Annotated in this window: 17 protein-coding genes and 1 riboswitch; of the genes, 8 read left to right on the top strand and 9 right to left on the bottom strand. The window is 60.9% G+C overall.

The window, feature by feature from the left end; genetic code table 11:
• Nucleotides 1–258: 258 nt before the first annotated feature.
• Together WJM78_RS04955 and WJM78_RS04950 are read left to right on the top strand one after the other, a co-directional pair.
• Entirely contained in the window at nucleotides 259–1,260 is a 1,002-nt protein-coding gene (locus WJM78_RS04955; protein ID WP_339014160.1) for an OmpA family protein, read from the top strand.
• A 206-nt stretch (nucleotides 1,261–1,466) separates the two neighbouring features.
• Nucleotides 1,467–1,592 (top strand): hypothetical protein, encoded by a 126-nt coding sequence (locus WJM78_RS04950; RefSeq protein ID WP_339014158.1) that lies wholly within the window; start codon nucleotides 1,467–1,469, stop codon nucleotides 1,590–1,592.
• A 279-nt stretch (nucleotides 1,593–1,871) separates the two neighbouring features.
• Here the strand turns inward: WJM78_RS04950 and WJM78_RS04945 are convergent, their stop codons facing one another.
• Both WJM78_RS04945 and WJM78_RS04940 read right to left on the bottom strand, forming a co-directional pair.
• Nucleotides 1,872–3,566 carry an NAD-dependent malic enzyme gene (locus WJM78_RS04945; protein ID WP_042038269.1) on the bottom strand — a complete coding sequence of 565 codons (1,695 nt, stop codon included), beginning with the start codon at nucleotides 3,564–3,566 and terminating at the stop codon, nucleotides 1,872–1,874.
• Between the two features lie 68 nt (nucleotides 3,567–3,634).
• On the bottom strand, nucleotides 3,635–4,492 hold the full coding sequence (locus WJM78_RS04940) for a helix-turn-helix transcriptional regulator (protein ID WP_275930265.1): 858 nt from the start codon (nucleotides 4,490–4,492) through the stop codon (nucleotides 3,635–3,637).
• Nucleotides 4,493–4,612: 120 nt separating this feature from the next.
• Here WJM78_RS04940 and WJM78_RS04935 point away from each other — a divergent pair, with 120 nt between their 5' ends.
• On the top strand, nucleotides 4,613–5,992 hold the full coding sequence (locus tag WJM78_RS04935; RefSeq protein WP_339014154.1) for an MATE family efflux transporter: 1,380 nt from the start codon (nucleotides 4,613–4,615) through the stop codon (nucleotides 5,990–5,992).
• A gap of 149 nt (nucleotides 5,993–6,141) precedes the next feature.
• Nucleotides 6,142–6,390 (top strand): DUF2498 family protein, encoded by a 249-nt coding sequence (locus WJM78_RS04930; RefSeq protein WP_042038263.1) that lies wholly within the window; start codon nucleotides 6,142–6,144, stop codon nucleotides 6,388–6,390.
• Nucleotides 6,391–6,424: 34 nt separating this feature from the next.
• On the opposite strand, the gene WJM78_RS04925 is transcribed toward WJM78_RS04930, so the two are convergent.
• A complete protein-coding gene (locus tag WJM78_RS04925; RefSeq protein ID WP_339014151.1) occupies nucleotides 6,425–7,564 on the bottom strand; it encodes a GGDEF domain-containing protein in 1,140 nt (379 codons plus the stop codon).
• A 246-nt stretch (nucleotides 7,565–7,810) separates the two neighbouring features.
• On the opposite strand from WJM78_RS04925, the gene WJM78_RS04920 reads away from it, so the two are divergent.
• Together WJM78_RS04920 and WJM78_RS04915 are read left to right on the top strand one after the other, a co-directional pair.
• A complete protein-coding gene (locus WJM78_RS04920) occupies nucleotides 7,811–9,208 on the top strand; it encodes a nucleobase:cation symporter-2 family protein (protein ID WP_339014149.1) in 1,398 nt (465 codons plus the stop codon).
• Between the two features lie 102 nt (nucleotides 9,209–9,310).
• Nucleotides 9,311–10,027, top strand: a complete 717-nt coding sequence (locus WJM78_RS04915; RefSeq protein WP_339014147.1) for a lipoyl protein ligase domain-containing protein — start codon at nucleotides 9,311–9,313, stop codon at nucleotides 10,025–10,027.
• A gap of 78 nt (nucleotides 10,028–10,105) precedes the next feature.
• Here WJM78_RS04915 and WJM78_RS04910 read toward each other — a convergent pair whose 3' ends face one another.
• The gene (locus WJM78_RS04910) at nucleotides 10,106–11,482 is read right to left on the bottom strand and encodes a sodium:alanine symporter family protein (protein WP_339014145.1); all 1,377 of its coding nucleotides are present in this window, start codon (nucleotides 11,480–11,482) and stop codon (nucleotides 10,106–10,108) included.
• Nucleotides 11,483–11,601: 119 nt separating this feature from the next.
• Nucleotides 11,602–11,717, bottom strand: a riboswitch (glycine riboswitch).
• A 507-nt stretch (nucleotides 11,718–12,224) separates the two neighbouring features.
• Here WJM78_RS04910 and WJM78_RS04905 point away from each other — a divergent pair.
• Entirely contained in the window at nucleotides 12,225–13,376 is a 1,152-nt protein-coding gene (locus WJM78_RS04905) for a type III PLP-dependent enzyme (RefSeq protein WP_339014143.1), read from the top strand.
• A gap of 81 nt (nucleotides 13,377–13,457) precedes the next feature.
• On the opposite strand, the gene WJM78_RS04900 is transcribed toward WJM78_RS04905, so the two are convergent.
• The 3 genes from WJM78_RS04900 to yfcD form a co-directional block, all read right to left on the bottom strand.
• The gene (locus tag WJM78_RS04900; RefSeq protein WP_339014141.1) at nucleotides 13,458–14,426 is read right to left on the bottom strand and encodes a calcium/sodium antiporter; all 969 of its coding nucleotides are present in this window, start codon (nucleotides 14,424–14,426) and stop codon (nucleotides 13,458–13,460) included.
• Nucleotides 14,427–14,549: 123 nt separating this feature from the next.
• Entirely contained in the window at nucleotides 14,550–15,023 is a 474-nt protein-coding gene (locus WJM78_RS04895; RefSeq protein ID WP_042038253.1) for a peroxiredoxin, read from the bottom strand.
• 354 nt (nucleotides 15,024–15,377) lie between these two features.
• Entirely contained in the window at nucleotides 15,378–15,860 is a 483-nt protein-coding gene (yfcD, locus tag WJM78_RS04890; RefSeq protein ID WP_042038372.1) for an NUDIX hydrolase YfcD, read from the bottom strand.
• 211 nt (nucleotides 15,861–16,071) lie between these two features.
• Here yfcD and WJM78_RS04885 point away from each other — a divergent pair, with 211 nt between their 5' ends.
• Nucleotides 16,072–16,290 carry a DUF1107 family protein gene (locus tag WJM78_RS04885; RefSeq protein ID WP_042038252.1) on the top strand — a complete coding sequence of 73 codons (219 nt, stop codon included), beginning with the start codon at nucleotides 16,072–16,074 and terminating at the stop codon, nucleotides 16,288–16,290.
• 52 nt (nucleotides 16,291–16,342) lie between these two features.
• On the opposite strand, the gene WJM78_RS04880 is transcribed toward WJM78_RS04885, so the two are convergent.
• Together WJM78_RS04880 and WJM78_RS04875 are read right to left on the bottom strand one after the other, a co-directional pair.
• A complete protein-coding gene (locus tag WJM78_RS04880; protein WP_339014139.1) occupies nucleotides 16,343–16,657 on the bottom strand; it encodes a DUF2845 domain-containing protein in 315 nt (104 codons plus the stop codon).
• A complete protein-coding gene (locus WJM78_RS04875; RefSeq protein ID WP_339014138.1) occupies nucleotides 16,654–17,667 on the bottom strand; it encodes an ABC transporter permease in 1,014 nt (337 codons plus the stop codon). The genes WJM78_RS04880 and WJM78_RS04875 overlap by 4 nt, the downstream gene beginning before the upstream one ends.
• Nucleotides 17,668–17,678: the final 11 nt, after the last annotated feature.

Raw genomic sequence — 17,678 nt, 5'->3', positions numbered from 1 at the left:
CAGAAACTTGATAAAAGTGGGTCAAAAGAATACAGTTACCCTGCTTGTGAGGGATTAGATGAACTTTTAAAAGTGCTTATTGTCCGGTTAGTTGTCCATGAGGCCAAGACTTCATGAGTATCCAGGATACCGTCTCTTTTTTCATTCAAGCCAGTCGTGATACACCATGGAAGTCGCAGCTGAATTGTCACCTGTGACCGGTATAACTGAAGAGTGCGCAGTACGCCCTAGCACAGCAAACTCAACGAGGATGAAACGATGAAAATGAAAATGGCACCTGCCCTGATTGCTCTGGCCATCACGGCAATGGGAACTTCCACCGCTCAGGCAGCCAACGACTGGTACACAGGTATCGGCGCCGGTTGGGCTTATGGCCATGACCTGAACGACTTTGACAAAGACGCTGATCAGGACGCTACCGCGCTCTCCCTGTTTGGTGGTTACAACTTCAATGATAACTACGCAGCTGAACTGGGCTACCTCTACACCGGCCAATTCGATGTCGACGGTGCCAACTTCAGGACCCAGGGCGCTACCCTGTCCGGTCTTGCCCGTCTGCCACTGGGCGACATCTTCTCCGTATTTGCAGAAGGTGGAGCCTACTTCAGCAGTGTCAACGGCAAGAACAGCAGCGACCAAGTCACCGTGCCGCTGGCCGGTCTGGGCCTGACCGCCAAGCTCACCGACCTCCTCGATCTGCAAGCCCGCTACCGCTACCTGTGGAACGTGGGTGATGAGAATGTGACCGGGGAAACTAACATGAGTTTGGCCACCCTGGAACTGGTGTTTCACCCGAACCGCACCTCTTACGTTGCCCCCGTCCCGGCACCGGCTCCCGAGCCGGTTCCTGAGCCAGTGATGGTCGAAAAGAACTTCTCCCTGAGCTCGGACGTGCTGTTTGCCTTTGGCAAATCCACTCTGAAGCCGGAAGGTGTTGCCGCGCTGAATACCCTGTATCAGCAGATCGTCGACGTGCAGCCGAGAGATGGCAGCGCCGTGGTCGTCGGCTTCACAGACCGCATCGGTTCTGAAGCGCACAACCTGAGACTGTCCGAAGCCCGCGCCCGCACCGTGGCCGACGTCTTGATCAGCAAGGGTCTGCCTGCTGGCAAGGTCACCATCGAAGGTCGTGGCACAGCCAACCCGGTCACCGGCACCCAGTGTGACGGCATCCAGGCCCGGGCACAGCTGATCGCCTGCCTGGCACCGGATCGTCGCGTTGAAGTAAGCGTCACCGGCGTAAAAGAAGTGAAACAGTAAGTCACTCAGGTGGCATATGAGGGAGGCCTGATGGCCTCCTTTTTTATTGCCCCGGGATCACCGCTCACCCTCTCCGTTTTGTCACCTCGTCCCGCTCGTTGTAATCCCAAGTACCACCTAAGTGGTTAAAAACCCTGCATCGCCTATCAATCGTCGGGGTTGTACACAACAGCGCTGGCGCTCTGCGGCATCAAACATCGACGAGGATGCGCGATGAACATAAGACCAAAACCTGTTTGGATTGCATTGGCAGCCATGAGGCCTCCCTGTCGGTGATAGGCCGGTTGCCCCCTGGCGACATCTTCTCGGTATTGGCCGAGGGGGAGCGGTGATCTCTATCGCATCAAGTCCATCAACTTGGCACCGCGAGCCAGCCTCGGCCAGCCCGCCGACAAGGTGAGCACCCTGAGCAGTGGCGAGGGCAACCGGTCACCGGCTCTCAGGGTGCCCCCGAGACCCCCGTCGCAGAGCCAGCCGCAGCACCATCGACCGAGTCAAACAACGAAGAGAGCAGTCAGGCGTGTGGGAGAGGTACTGAAAGGGAAACCGGTGAAAGGTGCACAAAAAAGGGATGCCGAGGCATCCCTGTTGCTTTTCGTCTGTGCGAAAGATCAGAAGGAGGTGCGGCGATAGCGGCGGTATTCCGGTTGCCAGAAATTCGCTTCGATGGATTGCTCTATCACCTCATCCGGGGTCTGCACCGCCTTGCCCTGCAGCATGGCGGTCTTGGCCACCATCTTGGCTATGTAGCGGGATACCTCGTGAATGTCCGCCAGATCCGGCAGCAGCGAGCCCTCGGCCCCCTTCACCAGCGGCGAACACTCCGCCAGGGCGCGGCTGGCCGACATCAGCATGGCATCGGTTACCCGGGTGGCACCGGAGGCGATGACACCAAGGCCGATCCCCGGGAAGATGAAGGAGTTGTTGCACTGGGCGATGACATAGCGCTTGCCCTTGTGCTCCACCGGGGCAAACGGGCTGCCAGTGGCCACCAGCGCCTGACCATCGGTCCAGCGAATGAGATCTGCCGGAGTTGCTTCGACCCGCGAGGTGGGGTTGGAGAGCGGGAATATGATGGGACGGGCACAGTGCTTGTGCATGGTCTTGACCACCTCTTCGGTGAACAGGCCCGGCTGGCCGGAGACCCCGATCAGAATGTCCGGGCGACCGTGCTCCATCACCTCCAGCAGGGAGATATTGTCCCCCACCGACCAGTCGGCAATGCGCTCAACCGGCTGGGAGAGGCGGCGCTGGAAGTCGAGCTGGTTGGGGATCTTGTCGGTGATAAGACCAAAGCGGTCCACCATAAAGACCCGGCCACGGGCCTGTGCATCCGTCAGCCCTTCGGCCTTCATCTGCGCCACTATCTGCTCGGCAATGCCGCAACCTGCACTGCCCGCGCCGAGGAAGGCGACCCGCTTCTCGGAGAGCTTGGCACCGGAGGCCTTGCAAGCGGCGATCAGGCTGCCGAGCGTCACGGCAGCCGTGCCCTGAATGTCGTCATTGAAGCAGCAGAGCTCGTTCTTGTAGCGGTTGAGCAGCGGCATGGCGTTGTTCTGGGCGAAATCCTCGAACTGCAGCAGGATATCGGGCCAGCGGCGCTTGACCGCCTGGATAAAGGCATCGACGAACTCGGCGTACTCTTCACCCGAGATGCGCGGATTGCGCCAGCCCATGTAGAAGGGGTCATTGAGCAACTGCTGGTTGTTGGTGCCCACATCCAGCACCACCGGCAGGCAGTAGGCCGGGGAAATGCCACCACAGGCGGTGTAGAGGGAGAGCTTGCCGATGGGAATGCCCATGCCGCCAATCCCCTGATCGCCAAGACCCAGGATCCGCTCGCCGTCGGTGACCACGATTACCTTGACGTTCTGCTTGGTGGCGTTTTGCAGCATGTCATCAATCCTGTCCTTGTCCGGATAGGAGATGAAGAGGCCGCGGGCGCGGCGATAGATGTTGGAGAACTCCTCGCACGCCTTGCCCACGGTCGGGGTATAGATGACCGGCAGCATCTCGGTCAGGTGGTCGTGCAGCAGACGGTAGAAGAGCGTCTCGTTGGTATCCTGGATGTTGCGCAGATAGATGTGCTTGTTCATGTCGTTGCCAAACGCCATGAACTGACGGTAGGCCCGCTCGGCCTGCTCTTCGATGGTTTCAATATTCTGGGGCAGCAGGCCCTCGAGGTTGAAATTGCTGCGCTCTTCACTGGTGAAGGCGCTGCCCTTGTTGAGCAAGGGAGTCTCCAGCAGGGCCGGACCGGCATAGGGAATGTAGAGGGGGCGTTTCTGGTTATTATCTTCAAACATGGATCGGGTACCTACACAATGACCTGGACGAAGGGATCCGCCGATCCTATGGGCTTGCGCCATTAATTTCAAAGAGTTTGCACATCCGGTGCAAAAGGTTTGCGACCCAGGCGACGAAAGGCGCCGGGGGTCTGACCAGTGATGCGGCGAAAACGGTTGGCAAAGTTGGCGCCATCGCTGTAGCCGACCCGGCTGGCCAGCTCGCCGAGCGGCCAGTTGGTGTAGAGCAGCAGCTGACGCGCCTTGTTCATCCTGAGCCCGGTGAGCCAGGCCATGGGCCCCATGCCGAACACCTGCTGGCAGAGCCGGTGCAGATGGGGCACAGAGCAGGCCATCTGCCGGGCCAGCAGTGCTACGCTCCAGGGCTCGTCAAGGCGCGCCTCCACCCGCCGAAACAGCGCCTGCAACCTCAGCTCAGGGGTACCGCGCACCTCCCCTTGCAGAGTGCGTTCCAGCAGCGCCAGCAACAGGCTGAGCAGCTGGGGTTGCAAGGGTGAACGTACCCCCTCCCCCTGCATCAGGCTGAGCAGGTGATAGAGCTGATCCCCCTCCTCTCCCTGCCAGATGCGGTGACCAAGCCGGTGCAGGTGCTGCCATCGCGGCACGTCATCGAGCAAAATCCAGCTGATCTGCCAGCGCTCGCCAATCAGCCTGAGACCACCTGGCACGGCGGCGGGCAGGAAGATGAGCGATCCTGCCGGAATCGGCTGTTCCCCCTCGTCAGTGAGCAAGGCGCCTCCCTCATCGTGACTCACCATCAGGATGTGGAACTCAGGGCGATTGCGACGAATGAGGTAGTGCTCCCTGATGTGCGAAAGGCCGGTCAGAAAGATGCCCGCCTCGCCGAGCAGGGGCAGCCCTTCACGGCCCAGCATCCGCTCCTCGCAGGCCGGGGCTATTTCCAGACACTCGCGGACAAAAGCCATAACGCCTCAACATGATAGTTTTAAACAAGAAACCCGAGAGGGGCTCACAGTGAAGTCGCTCGCCACTCAACCTATCATACCCATGATAAACCTTGCTTTTCACATACCTGGTTAACATAAATGAATTATTGGCAAGCGATTTTAAAACAAACCACCGATCGCGAGTTCATGACACGACTGTGGCGGCTGGCCCTGCCAGTGTCGCTGCAATCCATGATGTTCTCCCTGCTCGGCCTCATCGACATCATGATGGTGAGCCAACTCGGCACCACGGCGGTGGCGGCAGTGGGCTTGGGTAACCGGGTCTTCTTCTTCAATCTGCTGGTGATAGCGGGACTCTCGGGTGGCGTCTCGGTATTGGCGGCACAATATTACGGTCGCGGCGAGCTGGCCGGGGTGCGCCGCGCCCTGCTACTGGCGCTGGTGGGTGCCCTGCTGGTGAGTCTGCCGTTTGCCTTCATCTATGTGCTCGCCCCGGGCAGCGTGCTGGATTTTGCCAGCCAGGAACCCCAGTTGCGCGCCCTCGCCGACCCGTTCTTGATGATCACCGGCGCCACTATTCTGTGCACCGCCATCGTAGTGCCACTGGAGTCGGCGCTGCGTTCGGTGGGCAACGCCGCCGCCCCGACCCGGATCGGCATCATAGCCATCATCGCCAACGTCATCCTCAACTACGCCCTCATCTTCGGTAATTTGGGCTTCGAGGCCATGGGGGTGGCAGGCTCTGCCTGGGGCACGACCATTTCACGCCTGCTGCAAACCGCGCTGCTGCTGATCTATGTGTGGCGGCAGGAGCCCCGCCTCATCCCGCGCAGACAGGAGTGGTGGGACGCCTTCAAGCGCAAGGAGGTGGTGCGCTTCACCCTGATCGCCCTGCCGCTCTTGTTCCACGACGGGCTCTGGGCCTTCGGCATGCTGCTCTACGGCTTTCTCTATGCCCACCTGGGCACAGATTCACTGGCCATCATGACCACGCTGGGGACGCTCGAGAGCATCCTCATCTCTCTCTTCTTCGGGCTGGCGGTGGCCTGCTCCACCCTGCTCGGCCACCGGCTCGGGGCCGAGGAGTACGACATCGCCTGGCAACACTCCCAGCTGTTCCTGCTGCTCGCCCCCATAGGCGCCCTGCTGGTAGGGATGGCAGTCTGGCTGTTGCAGACCCACCTGTTGCAGTGGGTCGGCAACCTGCCAGGCGAGATGTTGGGAGAGGCGGGGCAGGTGCTCGCCGTCATGTGTCTGGGCATGCTGCTCAAGGTGTTCAACATGGTGGGGATTATCGGGGTGCTGCGCTCCGGCGGCGACGTGAACTACAGCATCATCATCGACATCATCGCCATGTGGTGCATAGGCCTGCCGCTCGCTTGGGTGGCGGTCAGCCTGCTCGGCTGGCCTCTCTCCTGGGTGGTAGCCGTGGTGCTGCTGGAGGAGTTGTGCAAGGTCGTGCTGGTGCAGCGCAGGATCCGCCAGCGCCGCTGGCTCAGAAATCTGGTCATAGGATAAGGGGACGCAGGAAGAGGCAAAATGCGGGGTCATATCAATGACAGAAAATCCCCGTTTGCAGTATGCTGGCCCCCTCTTCAATCAGAGACAGGGCGCAGCTAAGTGCACGTGTCCAATGCCCTGTCCCGTCGTCGTTTCAGGAGACGAGCATGCAACCACAGAAAGAGCTGATCACCGAGACTGCCCTGCTGGAAATGGCCAACGGCATCATCAAGCGCCACGAAGACTTCATCCACGGCATGCGCGCCGACGCGGTAGAGCAGAAGGGGGATATTCTGGTGTTCAAGGGGGAGTTCTTCCTGGCCGAAGATGGCACCCCGACCGGCAAGACAATGGCGGTGTTCAACATGTTCAAGCTGCTGGCCCAGCAGCTCTCCGGCAAGTACCAGCTGAGCTGATCTCTCCCGTGCCCATGACAGACAGATGCCGCCCTCAGGCGGCATCTGTCTTGATGGCGTGGGGCAGTGCCGGCTTGCCGGCCAGCTCGCCCACCACGCAGTTGCGGCCCGCCATCTTGGCCATGTAGAGGTACTCGTCGGCCCGATTGAACAGATCCTCTATGCTCTCCCCGCGCTGGGCCAGGGTCAGGCCGATACTCACGGTCACCTCCAACAACTCATCCGAGGTGGGACTCTTCACCAGCCGCGCCTCCACCGCCACCCGCAGCCGCTCCGCCACGCGCTTCGCCTGGATCAGATCGCCGCAGTTAGGCAGCAGGATGGCAAACTCCTCGCCGCCATAACGCCCCAGCACCATGCCAGACTCCAGCTGCTCCGCAAGGGTCGCCGCCACCTCTTTGAGTACCGCATCCCCCGCCAGATGGCCGAAAGTGTCGTTGATGCGCTTGAAGCGGTCCAGATCCAGCAACAGGACGGCAAAGGGCGTCTGCTTGCGGATCATGTTCATCCAGGCCTTCTCCAGTCGCTTCATCAGCAGTCGACGGTTCATCATGCCGGTCAGCTCGTCCGTGGTGGACTCCCGATAGAGCTGCAGCAGCATATTGAGCTGACCACACTGCACCCAGCTGCTGGCCAGGGCAAACAGCGCCAGCAGCCAGACCTGGTTGAGGGTCTGCACGCTCCACAGCGGCTGCCCCACCAGCAACCAGTTGCCCGCCAGCATGGTGACCAGAATGCCCCCCGCCAGCTGCAGGCCGAGGGAGAGCGGAATGGGGAAGATGGCAAACAGGCTGACAAGCAGATAGGGAAAGGCCATGTAGCCCGCCTGCAACTCCTGATCCGCACCGAAACTGTGCAGGCAGATGAGGGAGAACAGCATCATCACCGCCATCAGATAGCCCAGCGCGAGCTTCATGCGCTCGTGCCTGAAATGGATGAGGTAGGAGAGGGGGATAAGTGGAGAGAGGGCCAGCAGGCAGAAAATCCGGGCCTGAAGCAGTTCATCGAACTGGGCAGAGGGCAGAGTCAGCCAGTCCACCAGGGCCCAGGCGGGCAGACCCACCATCAGCAGGCAGGTGAGCAGGCGCAAGCGCACCGTCATGAAGCCCATGCGGGTCAGGGTAAAATCTTCGGAGTGGGCACGGGCACTCCAGAACTCCGACAACTTCAGCATCCAGAGCCTCCAAATCTCGACAGAGGGCTCATTCTACGCCGCACAGGCTCAAAATCCTATGCAACCGGCGCCATTTCAGGGCGAGCGCCGTCACACAAACCGGCGGATCATAATCGCCACACGCAAACGTTTCAACCCATGAAAAAATAAACCGGTTTCAGCCCGAATTAGCGCTGGTCAGCGCCATTTCAATCACTAAAATAGCGCCCAATTTTCTCCCCCCGCCCCCACACATTCGAGGTATTTATGGAACAGGCTGCCGCCGTCCGTGCAACCCCAGAGGCTAATCCTCCCAGACGAGCCCACAGCGAACTGGTCTACGGCATAGACGATGTCCCCCCCCTGCCCCAGACCCTGTTCGCCGCCCTGCAGCATATGCTCGCCATGTTTGTTGCCATCATTACCCCACCCCTCATCATTGCCAATGCCCTCGGTCTCCCTGCCGCCGACACCCGTTATATCGTCTCCATGTCATTGGTCATGTCCGGCATCGCCTCCTTCATCCAGACCCGTCGCTTCGGCCCCATCGGCTCGGGCCTGCTGTCAGTGCAGGGCACCAGCTTCAACTTCCTCGGCCCCATCATCGCCTCCGGTCTCGCCCTCAAGCAGGCCGCCATGCCCACCGAGGATCTGCTGGGCACCCTGTTTGGCACCATGCTGGTGGCCGCCCTCACCATGGTGGTGATGAGCCGCTTCCTCCACTTGGTCAAACGGGTGATCACACCGCTGGTGACCGGCATCGTCGTACTGCTGATCGGCCTGACCCTGATCAAGGTCGGGCTCATCAGCATGGGTGGCGGCTATGCCGCCCTCTCGGATGGCAGCTTCGCCAGCCACAGCAACCTCTTCCTCTCCCTGCTGGTACTCGGCCTCATCGTGCTGCTGCAACGCAGCCGTAATCCCTGGCTGCGCCTCTCCGCCATCATGATCGCCATGCTGGCGGGCTATGCCGTGGCACTGCTGCTGGGCAAAGTCACGGCTCCCACCTTCGACGGTCCCCTGGTGATGGTGCCCATCCCGCTGCACTACGGCCTCGGTTTTGACTGGCAGCTGTTCGTGCCGCTCACCATCATCTTCGTGGTGACGGCGCTGGAGGCCATCGGCGACATGACGGCCACCTCGGACATTTCGGGTGAGCCTGTCAGTGGCCCTGTCTATCTGGAACGTATCAAGGGCGGGGTACTGGCCGATGGCTGCAACTCCATGCTGGCTGCCCTGTTTGCTACTTTTCCCATGTCGACCTTCAGCCAGAACAACGGCGTCATCCAGCTGACCGGGGTGGCCAGTCGCCATATCGGCCTCTTTATCGCCGCCATGCTGGCCCTGCTCGGCCTGTTCCCCGCGGTCGCCAGCCTGGTGCAGCAGATCCCCGAGCCCGTGCTGGGCGGTGCGACCATCGTCATGTTCGGCACCATAGCCGCCGCCGGGGTGCGCATCATCTCCCGCGAGGAGCTGGACAGACGCGCCCTCATGATCCTGGCGGTGTCGCTCGCCATGGGGCTGGGGGTCGCCCAGGTGCCGGAAGTGCTGCAACACCTGCCGGATCTGGCCAGAAGCGTGCTCTCCTACGGCGTCGCCACCGGCGGCCTCACCGCCATCGTGATGAACCTGCTGCTGCCAAAGCGCGAACAGCGTCACTCCTGAGACGTCATCAACCGATAGCAGACTCAAGCCCCGCACTGCGGGGCTTTACCTTGTCAGCCGCCACGGGTAGTGTGCTGAGCAGCCTTTTTTGAGGATGTCGCCATGCCCTATCGCCTGCTCTCTCTCCTCCCCGACACAGCTTCCCCCGCACAGATATTGGCCGAGGAGCAGCACTGGCTGCGCGACTGTGCCCGTGACGGCCAGCCCCGTGCCCACCTCTGGCAAGCCCCCCAATGCCTGATTGTCACCCGCAAGGATACCCGTCTGCCCCGTTACGCTGCCGCCTGCGAGCAGCTCGCCGCCGAAGGCTGGCCGGTGCATGTGCGCGACAGTGGCGGCACCGCCGTGCCCCACGGCGCTGGCATCCTCAACCTCTCCTTGTTACTGCCCCGTACCACCACCGATCTGGCTCACTACTACCGGCTGCTGGGGGCGCCGCTGCTGGCCCTGCTGGGGGAGTACGGCCTTGAGGGAAACTATGACTTCGTGCCCGGCTCCTTTTGCGATGGCCAGTACAATCTGGTGATCGGGGGGCGCAAGATCACCGGCACCGCCCAGCGCTGGCTGGCACCGGGGCAGGATCACGGCGGCGCCGTGCTGGCCCAGGCCATGCTGCTGGTGGCAGGAGATGTGGATGAGGGTACCCGGATGGCGAGCCGTTTCTATGCGCTGGCGGGTGCAGAGCTGCGCTTTGCGCCCGGCACCTCGACCACGCTGGCCCGCTGCATTGAGTGGCAGGGCAGCGACGCCGAGCTGGTCGACTGCGTTCAGTCACGCCTGAAGGTGCTGCTGACCCGCGATCAGACACCCTCCCTCTGAGCAAGAATGAGCCCCTAACGCGCCATAAAAAAAGCCACGACCCGGGTCGTGGCGTTGGCTTTTTCAGTACAGATTAAATCAGGCCGTCTGCGGATCCGGCTCGGCTTCGCCATCCAGATCCCGGCTAAAGTAGGCGCGGGTTTCGGCGATCACCACATGGCGCAGGCCAATCAGGCCGATGAGGTTGGGCACCGCCATCAGGCCGTTGACGATGTCGGCCAGCAGCCAAATCATGTCCAGATGGAGGAAGGCGCCGCTCGCTACCAGCACCAGATAGATGAGACGATAGGGCTTGATCGCCTTGACCCCGAACAGATACTCGGTGCAGCGCTCGCCATAATAGTTCCAGCCGAGGATGGTGGTGAAGGCAAAGAACAGCAACCCTATGCTCACCAGATACTGGCCTATGTGGGCATCCAGCCCCTGGGCAAAGGCCTGGCTGGTCATGGCTGCGCCGCTCAAGTCCCCGCTCCACACCCCTGTCACCACCAGGGCCAGGCCGGTCATGGTGCAGATGATGATGGTGTCGATGAAGGTGCCCGTCATGGAAACCAGCCCCTGCTCCACGCAAGAATCTGTCTTGGCCGCTGCTGCCGCGATGGGGGCAGAGCCCAGCCCCGACTCGTTGGAGAAGACCCCCCGCGCGACACCGGACTGGATCGCCAGCATAATACTGGCACCGACGAAGCCGCCGGTCGCCGCATGGCCGGTAAAGGCGCTCTCGATCACCAGCATGACGGCATCGGGCACGGCGCTCGCATTGTTCACCAGCACCCCCAGGCAAGCGACGATATAGAAGATCGCCATAAAGGGCACTACCTTGCTCGACACGCTGGAAATGGACTTGATACCCCCCAGGGTCACCAGTGCCACTATCAGGGTCAGCAGCACGGCCGTCACTTCACGGGGCACCGAGAAAGAGAGGCTCATGGCGTCGGAGATGGCGTTAACTTGCGGGAAGGTACCGATGCCGAAGAAGGCCACACCTATGCCGAACAGGGCGAACAGCTTGGCAAGCGGTTTGGAGCCGAGCCCCTTCTCCAGATAGTACATGGGGCCGCCAGCCATCTGGCCGTTGGCATCCTGTTCGCGGTATTTGACTGCCAGCAGGCATTCGGCGTACTTGGTGGCCATGCCGAACAGCGCCGCCATCCACATCCAGAACAGGGCGCCGGGGCCGCCGAGCTTGATGGCGGTGGCGACGCCAACGATGTTGCCGGTACCGATGGTGGCAGAGAGGGCGGTGCACAGGGCGCCAAAGCTGGAGACATCCCCCTGCTTGCCCTGACCCTGATCGCGGCCAAACACTAACCGCAGGGCGAGCGGTAAGCGCACGACCTGAAGCAGACCCAAACGCAGGGTGAGATAGATACCGGTCCCGACCAGCAGGATCAGCAGGGGCGGCCCCCAGATAAAGCTATCGATGGCGGTTAACGCCGATTGAATTGATGACATGCATCCTCCTTAAAAAACAAAGATTAAGGAGGAGAAGGATGATCTTCCCATAGGTGTCGCGATCCCCCAGAGGCGATCGGATGCGGGCTAAGCCAAAGTACAACCCAAAGTACAACCATCCCATCCCCTCTGTCCTTTTGCCTGAGAGTTTCCGGCGCCAGCCTGCCCTTACGGGTAGTCATGGTGCCTTGCTCCTTCGGCGCCCGATTTAACGGGTCTCTCCAGAGTATCGTCCAGTAGCAGTCCACACCGGTTGCCCGGTACCTGAAAGATTCACTTCTTCGGTGGATGGTTGCCCATCGCTCTCCTGCTACCTTCATCCGAACTAGTTTGGATTAGGAAGCGGGCATGTTAATCCAAAAAATGTGAGCTGTCTCCCACTCGGCCGTCCGCTGCGCCGCTTTTTTTCCACCTCGGGCACCACTGTGAGACATGTTATTTTTTTGTTAAACCTCAATACTTTAACAAAGCCAGTTTGGGCATCCCGCGAGCCGGTTGCGCCACCAGGTCGCATATCAGGATGACCTGTCATCTCGACCAGAAAAACTTTCCAACATATCCACTCAAAATGCTTGCACAGAAACTCAATAGGCAGATAATTCCGCGCATAACTAAGCACTTTGCGATGGAGTTATGCATTGTGTCTGGTTGGTCCCTCCGGACCACTCGCCTGAGCCGGCCGCTGCCGTCTCAACAAACCAAGGCTAGGGCAAACCTGCCCCCTAAGGACTTTCAAAAGAGAATGAACGAAACCCTGATCGCACAAGACTACCGTCAGTTGGTTGAACAATTCGGCTCTCCCCTGCTGCTGCTCGACAAGGCAGCCATCCGCAAACAGTATCGGGCCCTGGCTGCCGCCCTGCCCGATGTGCGATTGCACTATGCACTCAAACCCCTGCCCCACGAGGCCGTGGTCTCTGTCTTGAAGGAAGAGGGGGCCTGTTTCGATCTGGCCACCAATGGCGAAGTGGATCTGGTGCGTAGCCAAGGGGTTCGCCCGGGACGCTGTATTCATACTCACCCCATCAAGCGCGACAGCGATATCCGTTATGCGCTGGAGTTCGGCTGCACCGTGTTTGTCTACGACAACCCGCTGGAGCTGGAGAAGTTCATTCCCTACAAGGACGAAGTGAAACTGCTGCTGCGGGTCAGCTTCCCGAACCCGGAGACCAAGGTCGACCTCTCCAAGAAGTTCGGCTGCACCCCGGAGCAAGCCCTGCCGCTGCTGCAACTGGCCCACGCCAAGGGAATCAAGGTGATGGGGCTGTCGTTCCACGTCGGCTCCCAGGTGCCCCATGCCCGTCGCCATGTGCAAGCCATCGACGCCTGCCGCGAGATCATGGAGCAGGCCTGGGCGCTGGGGCTCAAGCCCTGGGTGCTGGATATCGGCGGCGGTTTTCCGGTCGACTATGAGGGCGGCGAATTCGATATCGACGGCTTCTGCGCCCCGATCCGCGAGGCGCTGGCCAAGTTGCCCGCTACCGTGCAAAAAATTGCCGAACCGGGCCGCTTTATCAGTGCACCGGCCATGACCTCGGTCTCCAGCGTGATGGGCAAGGCCCACCGCGGCGACAAGATCTGGTACTACCTGGATGACGGCCTCTACGGCAGCTACAACGGTCAGCTCTACGACCACGTCACCTACCCGGTGAGCACCCCCTATGCCAGCGGCGAGCAACACAATTCGGTGCTCTCCGGCCCCACCTGCGACAGTGTGGACGTGATCCGCGATGGCATCATGCTGCCTGACCTGGCTATCGGCGAGCTGGTGGTGGGCCGTGTGATGGGTGCCTACACCTGGGCCTCGGCCTCCACCTTCAACTTCTTCCCCAAGGCGAGCATCCTCATTCTGGACAGCAGCCAGAAAGGGAAAAAGCTGGTGGCGGTTGCCTGAGCAAACCGGCCAACAGACTCACCGAGCAAAAACAAGAGGGGGAAGCTTAAGCTTCCCCCTCTCTCATTTCACTGGCATTGGTCAGATAAACTGACTGGTCAGCAGCCAGCCGGTATAGGCGACGAAGCAGGCGAGCAGCACGCCCCCTTCCAGCCGGTTGATGCGGCCTTGTCCCTTGCGGCCCAAACACATCACCAGCAGCAACAGGGTCAACCCCATCATGACGGTCCAGTCACGGGTCAGCACCTCGGGCGCCACGTCGAGCGGGTGAATACCCGCCGCAATCCCGACTACCGCCAGGGTATTGAACAGGTTAGAACCGATCACGTTGCCCAGCGCCAGGTCGTGCTCATTCTTGCGAATAGCGATCAGGGACGACGTCAGCTCTGGCAGCGAGGTACCGATGGCAACGATAGTGAGACCAATCACCAGATCGCTGATGCCAAATGCCTGAGCGATGGTCACCGCGCCCCATACCAGCAAACGGGAAGCGCCGATCAGCAGCACCAACCCGACAATGAGCCAGAGAATGGCGCGCTTGAGGGACATCCCCTCACTCTCGATATCCTCGGCGGTCTCCGCGTCCAGCGCATCTCCCTTGCCACTCATACCAGCCCAGATGGACCAGCCCATCAGACCAACAAACGCCACACCCAGAATGGCCGCATCCATCCGTCCCAAATGCCCATCGAGCAGCAGAGCACCGGAGAGCAGGGTAATGCCGAGCAGGATGGGGATCTCCTTGCGCACCACCTGAGAGGCGACCGCAATAGGGCTGATCAGGGCAGTCAGCCCCAGGATCAAGGCAATATTGGTGATGTTGGAGCCATAGGCATTGCCGAGCGCCAACCCGGGGTTGCCTTGGGAAGCCGCCAGCGCGGAGACCACCATCTCGGGGGCCGAGGTGCCAAAACCGATGATCACCATACCGATCAGCAGCGGCGGCATACCTGCATAACGGGCGGTCGCCGCAGCGCCGTCCACAAATTTATCTGCACTCCAGACCAGCAGCGCCAGTCCGGCAATCAGGGCAACAACAGCCAGGGTCATAACGTATCCATCCCATCGCCTGCAAACAACAGAGCCAGGCACAATGCCTGGCTCTGTCCAGAAGGGGCCCAGTGTAACGGGCCGACCTCCCATTTCAAGGGGAAATCAAACGGCGATGAACATTTACAGCGCCGCCAGCAGGCTCTCGGCAGCCGAGACCTCGAACTTGCCCGGTGCTTCCACGAACAGCTGCTCGACCACCCCATCGTTGGCGATGAGGGCAAAACGCTGGGCGCGAATACCGCCGAAGGCCCCCGTCTCCTTGGCAAGGCCAAGCGCCCGTGTCCAGCTGCCGTCGCCATCGGCAAGCATGGTGATGGCGTCGGCATCTTGGGCCGCCTGCCACGCCTTCATCACGAAGGCATCATTGACCGACAGACAATAGAGGGCATCGACCCCCTTGGCCCTGAACTGGTCGGCCAGCGCCACATAACCGGGCAGGTGGGCGTTGGAACAGGTGGGGGTAAAGGCGCCCGGCACGGCAAACAGCACCACCTTCTTGCTGGCAAACAGGGCCTGGCTATCCTGAACCTGCTTGCCCTCCCGGGTGATGAAGGTGAACTCGCCCAAAGGCAGGGATTGGCCAATCGCTATCATGATCTCTCGTCCGTGGTGGAGGTAAGGAGCCACAGTCTACCCCAGCCCATGCACGCGAGACACACCCCCATCAGCGCCGCCATTTGCACTAACCTTGAGCAGGTTCCACCAGCCCATAAGATCTCAATCAGAACCATTTAGATGGACTGGAGATTCGCCCCTCCACCTTGCGCAAGCAGAACACACTGCCCCTGCCCGACGCCGCCGAGCGGTTTGCCGCCCAACAGGCCAATTCGCCCTTCGCCGGCTGAGCTGGCCGGGATCCCGAGCGACAGCCTGCGCCTCAGGCGGGTGTGACAATGCAAAACGGGCAGCCAGTGGCTGCCCGTTTTGCATGAGGAGATGAGAAGCGGTTTAACGCCTCGCCTGCCAGGTGGCGATGGCGAGCAGGGAGTCCGGGGTAAATTCGGTGGCGCGGGCGGCGATCTCGGCCTGGCTCATCCAGTGCACCTCGCTCACCTCTTCAGCCTGCAAGCGCAGCGGCCCCTGATAATGGCAGCTGTAGAGGCCACCCCAGACCCGATAGCCCTCCCCTTCGGCGTAGAAGCTGCCAAAGCCCTGCAGGGGGACATCCTCGATACCCAACTCCTCGGCCAGCTCGCGGCGGGCGGCCGGTTCCATCTGCTCGCCCGTGGTCACGACGCCACCGGCGCAGGCATCCAGCATGCCGGGGCAGAAATCCTTGCTGAGGGTGCGCCGCTGCACCAGGATGCGATCCGCCTCGTCGAGCACCAGGATATAACTGGCGCGATGGCACAGGTTCTCCCGCCGCACTCTGGCGCGCTCAGCCACGCCAATCACCCGGTTATCCGCATCCACCACATCCACCCATTCCACGTGCAGGTCCTTTTGCTCATGTTGCTCAACTGACAGCAGTATATCGGGGTAAGGGCTTGTCATGGCAGCACTTTTTTCAACATACGCCAGCAAATCCCCCCGTTCATCGACGCAGATCAAAGGATTCATACAATCCCTCACCCCACTGTCATATCAGTGTCATCCGACGACGGCATAGTGTGCCCTGTCCAGGCAATCAGGGAACCTTGTGATGAAGGTGTTCAAGCAGTTATCCCCACGGCAGATCGCTCGCTACATCAAGAGCTTTCACCGAGGCTATTTTACCATCGAGTCGCTGGGGACATTTGAATTCAACGCGGGCAGGATCAACCTCCATGGCCTGACCTGCCGCCAACGGCTAAGGCTGGCTCGCCAGATCAATCAGGCCGTCAGCCAGCTTCGTCACAACGAGCCCTTGCCGGACATGTGAGTCAAAGGGCCTTGCCATACCGTCTGTTGTGCATCCATGCTTTGCCCGCCGGCTACTCGCCGCGCGGGCCATTTTCGATGTCGATGACGACACCATTGCGCACTGTGACGAAACGCATGAACTCGTTCTTGCCGAAGTTGTAGGTCCAGCGCTCGCCAAATTTGACCTGCACCAGATTGCCCAGGTGGTTCACCTCATTGCGGCTGAGCTCCTCGCGCAGCATGGGCTCACCACACTTGAGCAGCATCTCGGCGGTGCTGTCCCCTTCGGTGATGAGGGCATTCTTGCAACGCATTGCATCGGCGCTGGCCGGTATGCTCAGTAACAGCAGGGCCAGGACAACCCCCAGGTTCAGATGTCGCTTCATTGGCTATTCCATTTAAACAGGGCACTGCCCAGGGTGAGACAACAGAGGGTAAACAACAGGATCCAGCCGAGAGGCGCGGCCACCTCGGCCCAGCCAGCCCCCTCCAGCATGACAGCACGGGCCGCCGTAATGATCTGGCTGAGCGGCAGCCAGGCCGCCAACTGTTGCAGCCAGACCGGCGCCCCTTCCAGCGAGAACCAGACCCCGGAGAGAAACATCATGGGCATGCTGATGACGTTGAGCAGGCCGCTCGCCAGCTCCTCGTTCTGGATCCGGGCAGCGATGAGCAAGCCCAGCGACGCCATGGCCGCGCCACCTGCCAGGGCGATCAGCAGCCGCAACCAGCCTGACCCGAGCAGGGGCACACCAAGCAGCCAATACGCGACCAGAAACACCAGCAAGCTCACCACCAGGGTGATCACAATGCGCGACAGCAACTGGGCGCAGAGAAACTCGGCGGCAGAGAGCGGCGTGGCCCTCAGTCGCTTGAGCACTCCGTTCTTGCGATAGCGGACTATGACAAAGCCCACCCCGAACAGGCCGGAAAACATCAGGTTCATGCCGATCACCCCGGGCAACAGCCAGTCACCGTAGCGGATCGCCTGCCCGCTCAGGGTCTCCTTCACCAGCGGCCGGGAGATAGCCTGGCGCAACAGGTATTCGGCCATGGCGCCCTGGCTGGCGTCCGGGTTGACCCAGTAACGGTCCGAGCCGGGCGAGAGCAGCAGATCCAGCTGATGATGGCGCACCTTGAGCTGGCCCTTGCGCTCATCGTCATAGGGGATGAGCTTGAGCAGCGGAATGGCGTTCAGGGGGGCATAGGCCGCCGTCAGCTCGCCCACCACACCCATCTGCACTAGCGGCTTGGGCGGGCCGGAGAAGATAAGAGAGAAACCGACCACCAGCAGTAACGGGAAGGCCAGGTTCCACACCAGGGCGGCCCTGTCGCGCACAAACTCCAGATTGCGGGCATAAAAAAGCGCACCGATCCGCTTGATGGCCCCCTTCATGTTTTGCTCCT

It is taken from the genome of Aeromonas popoffii, assembly GCF_037818705.1.
Classification (GTDB): domain Bacteria; phylum Pseudomonadota; class Gammaproteobacteria; order Enterobacterales; family Aeromonadaceae; genus Aeromonas; species Aeromonas popoffii.
Note: the sequence above shows the minus strand (reverse complement) of the source record. Positions and strands in the feature narration are given on the sequence as shown.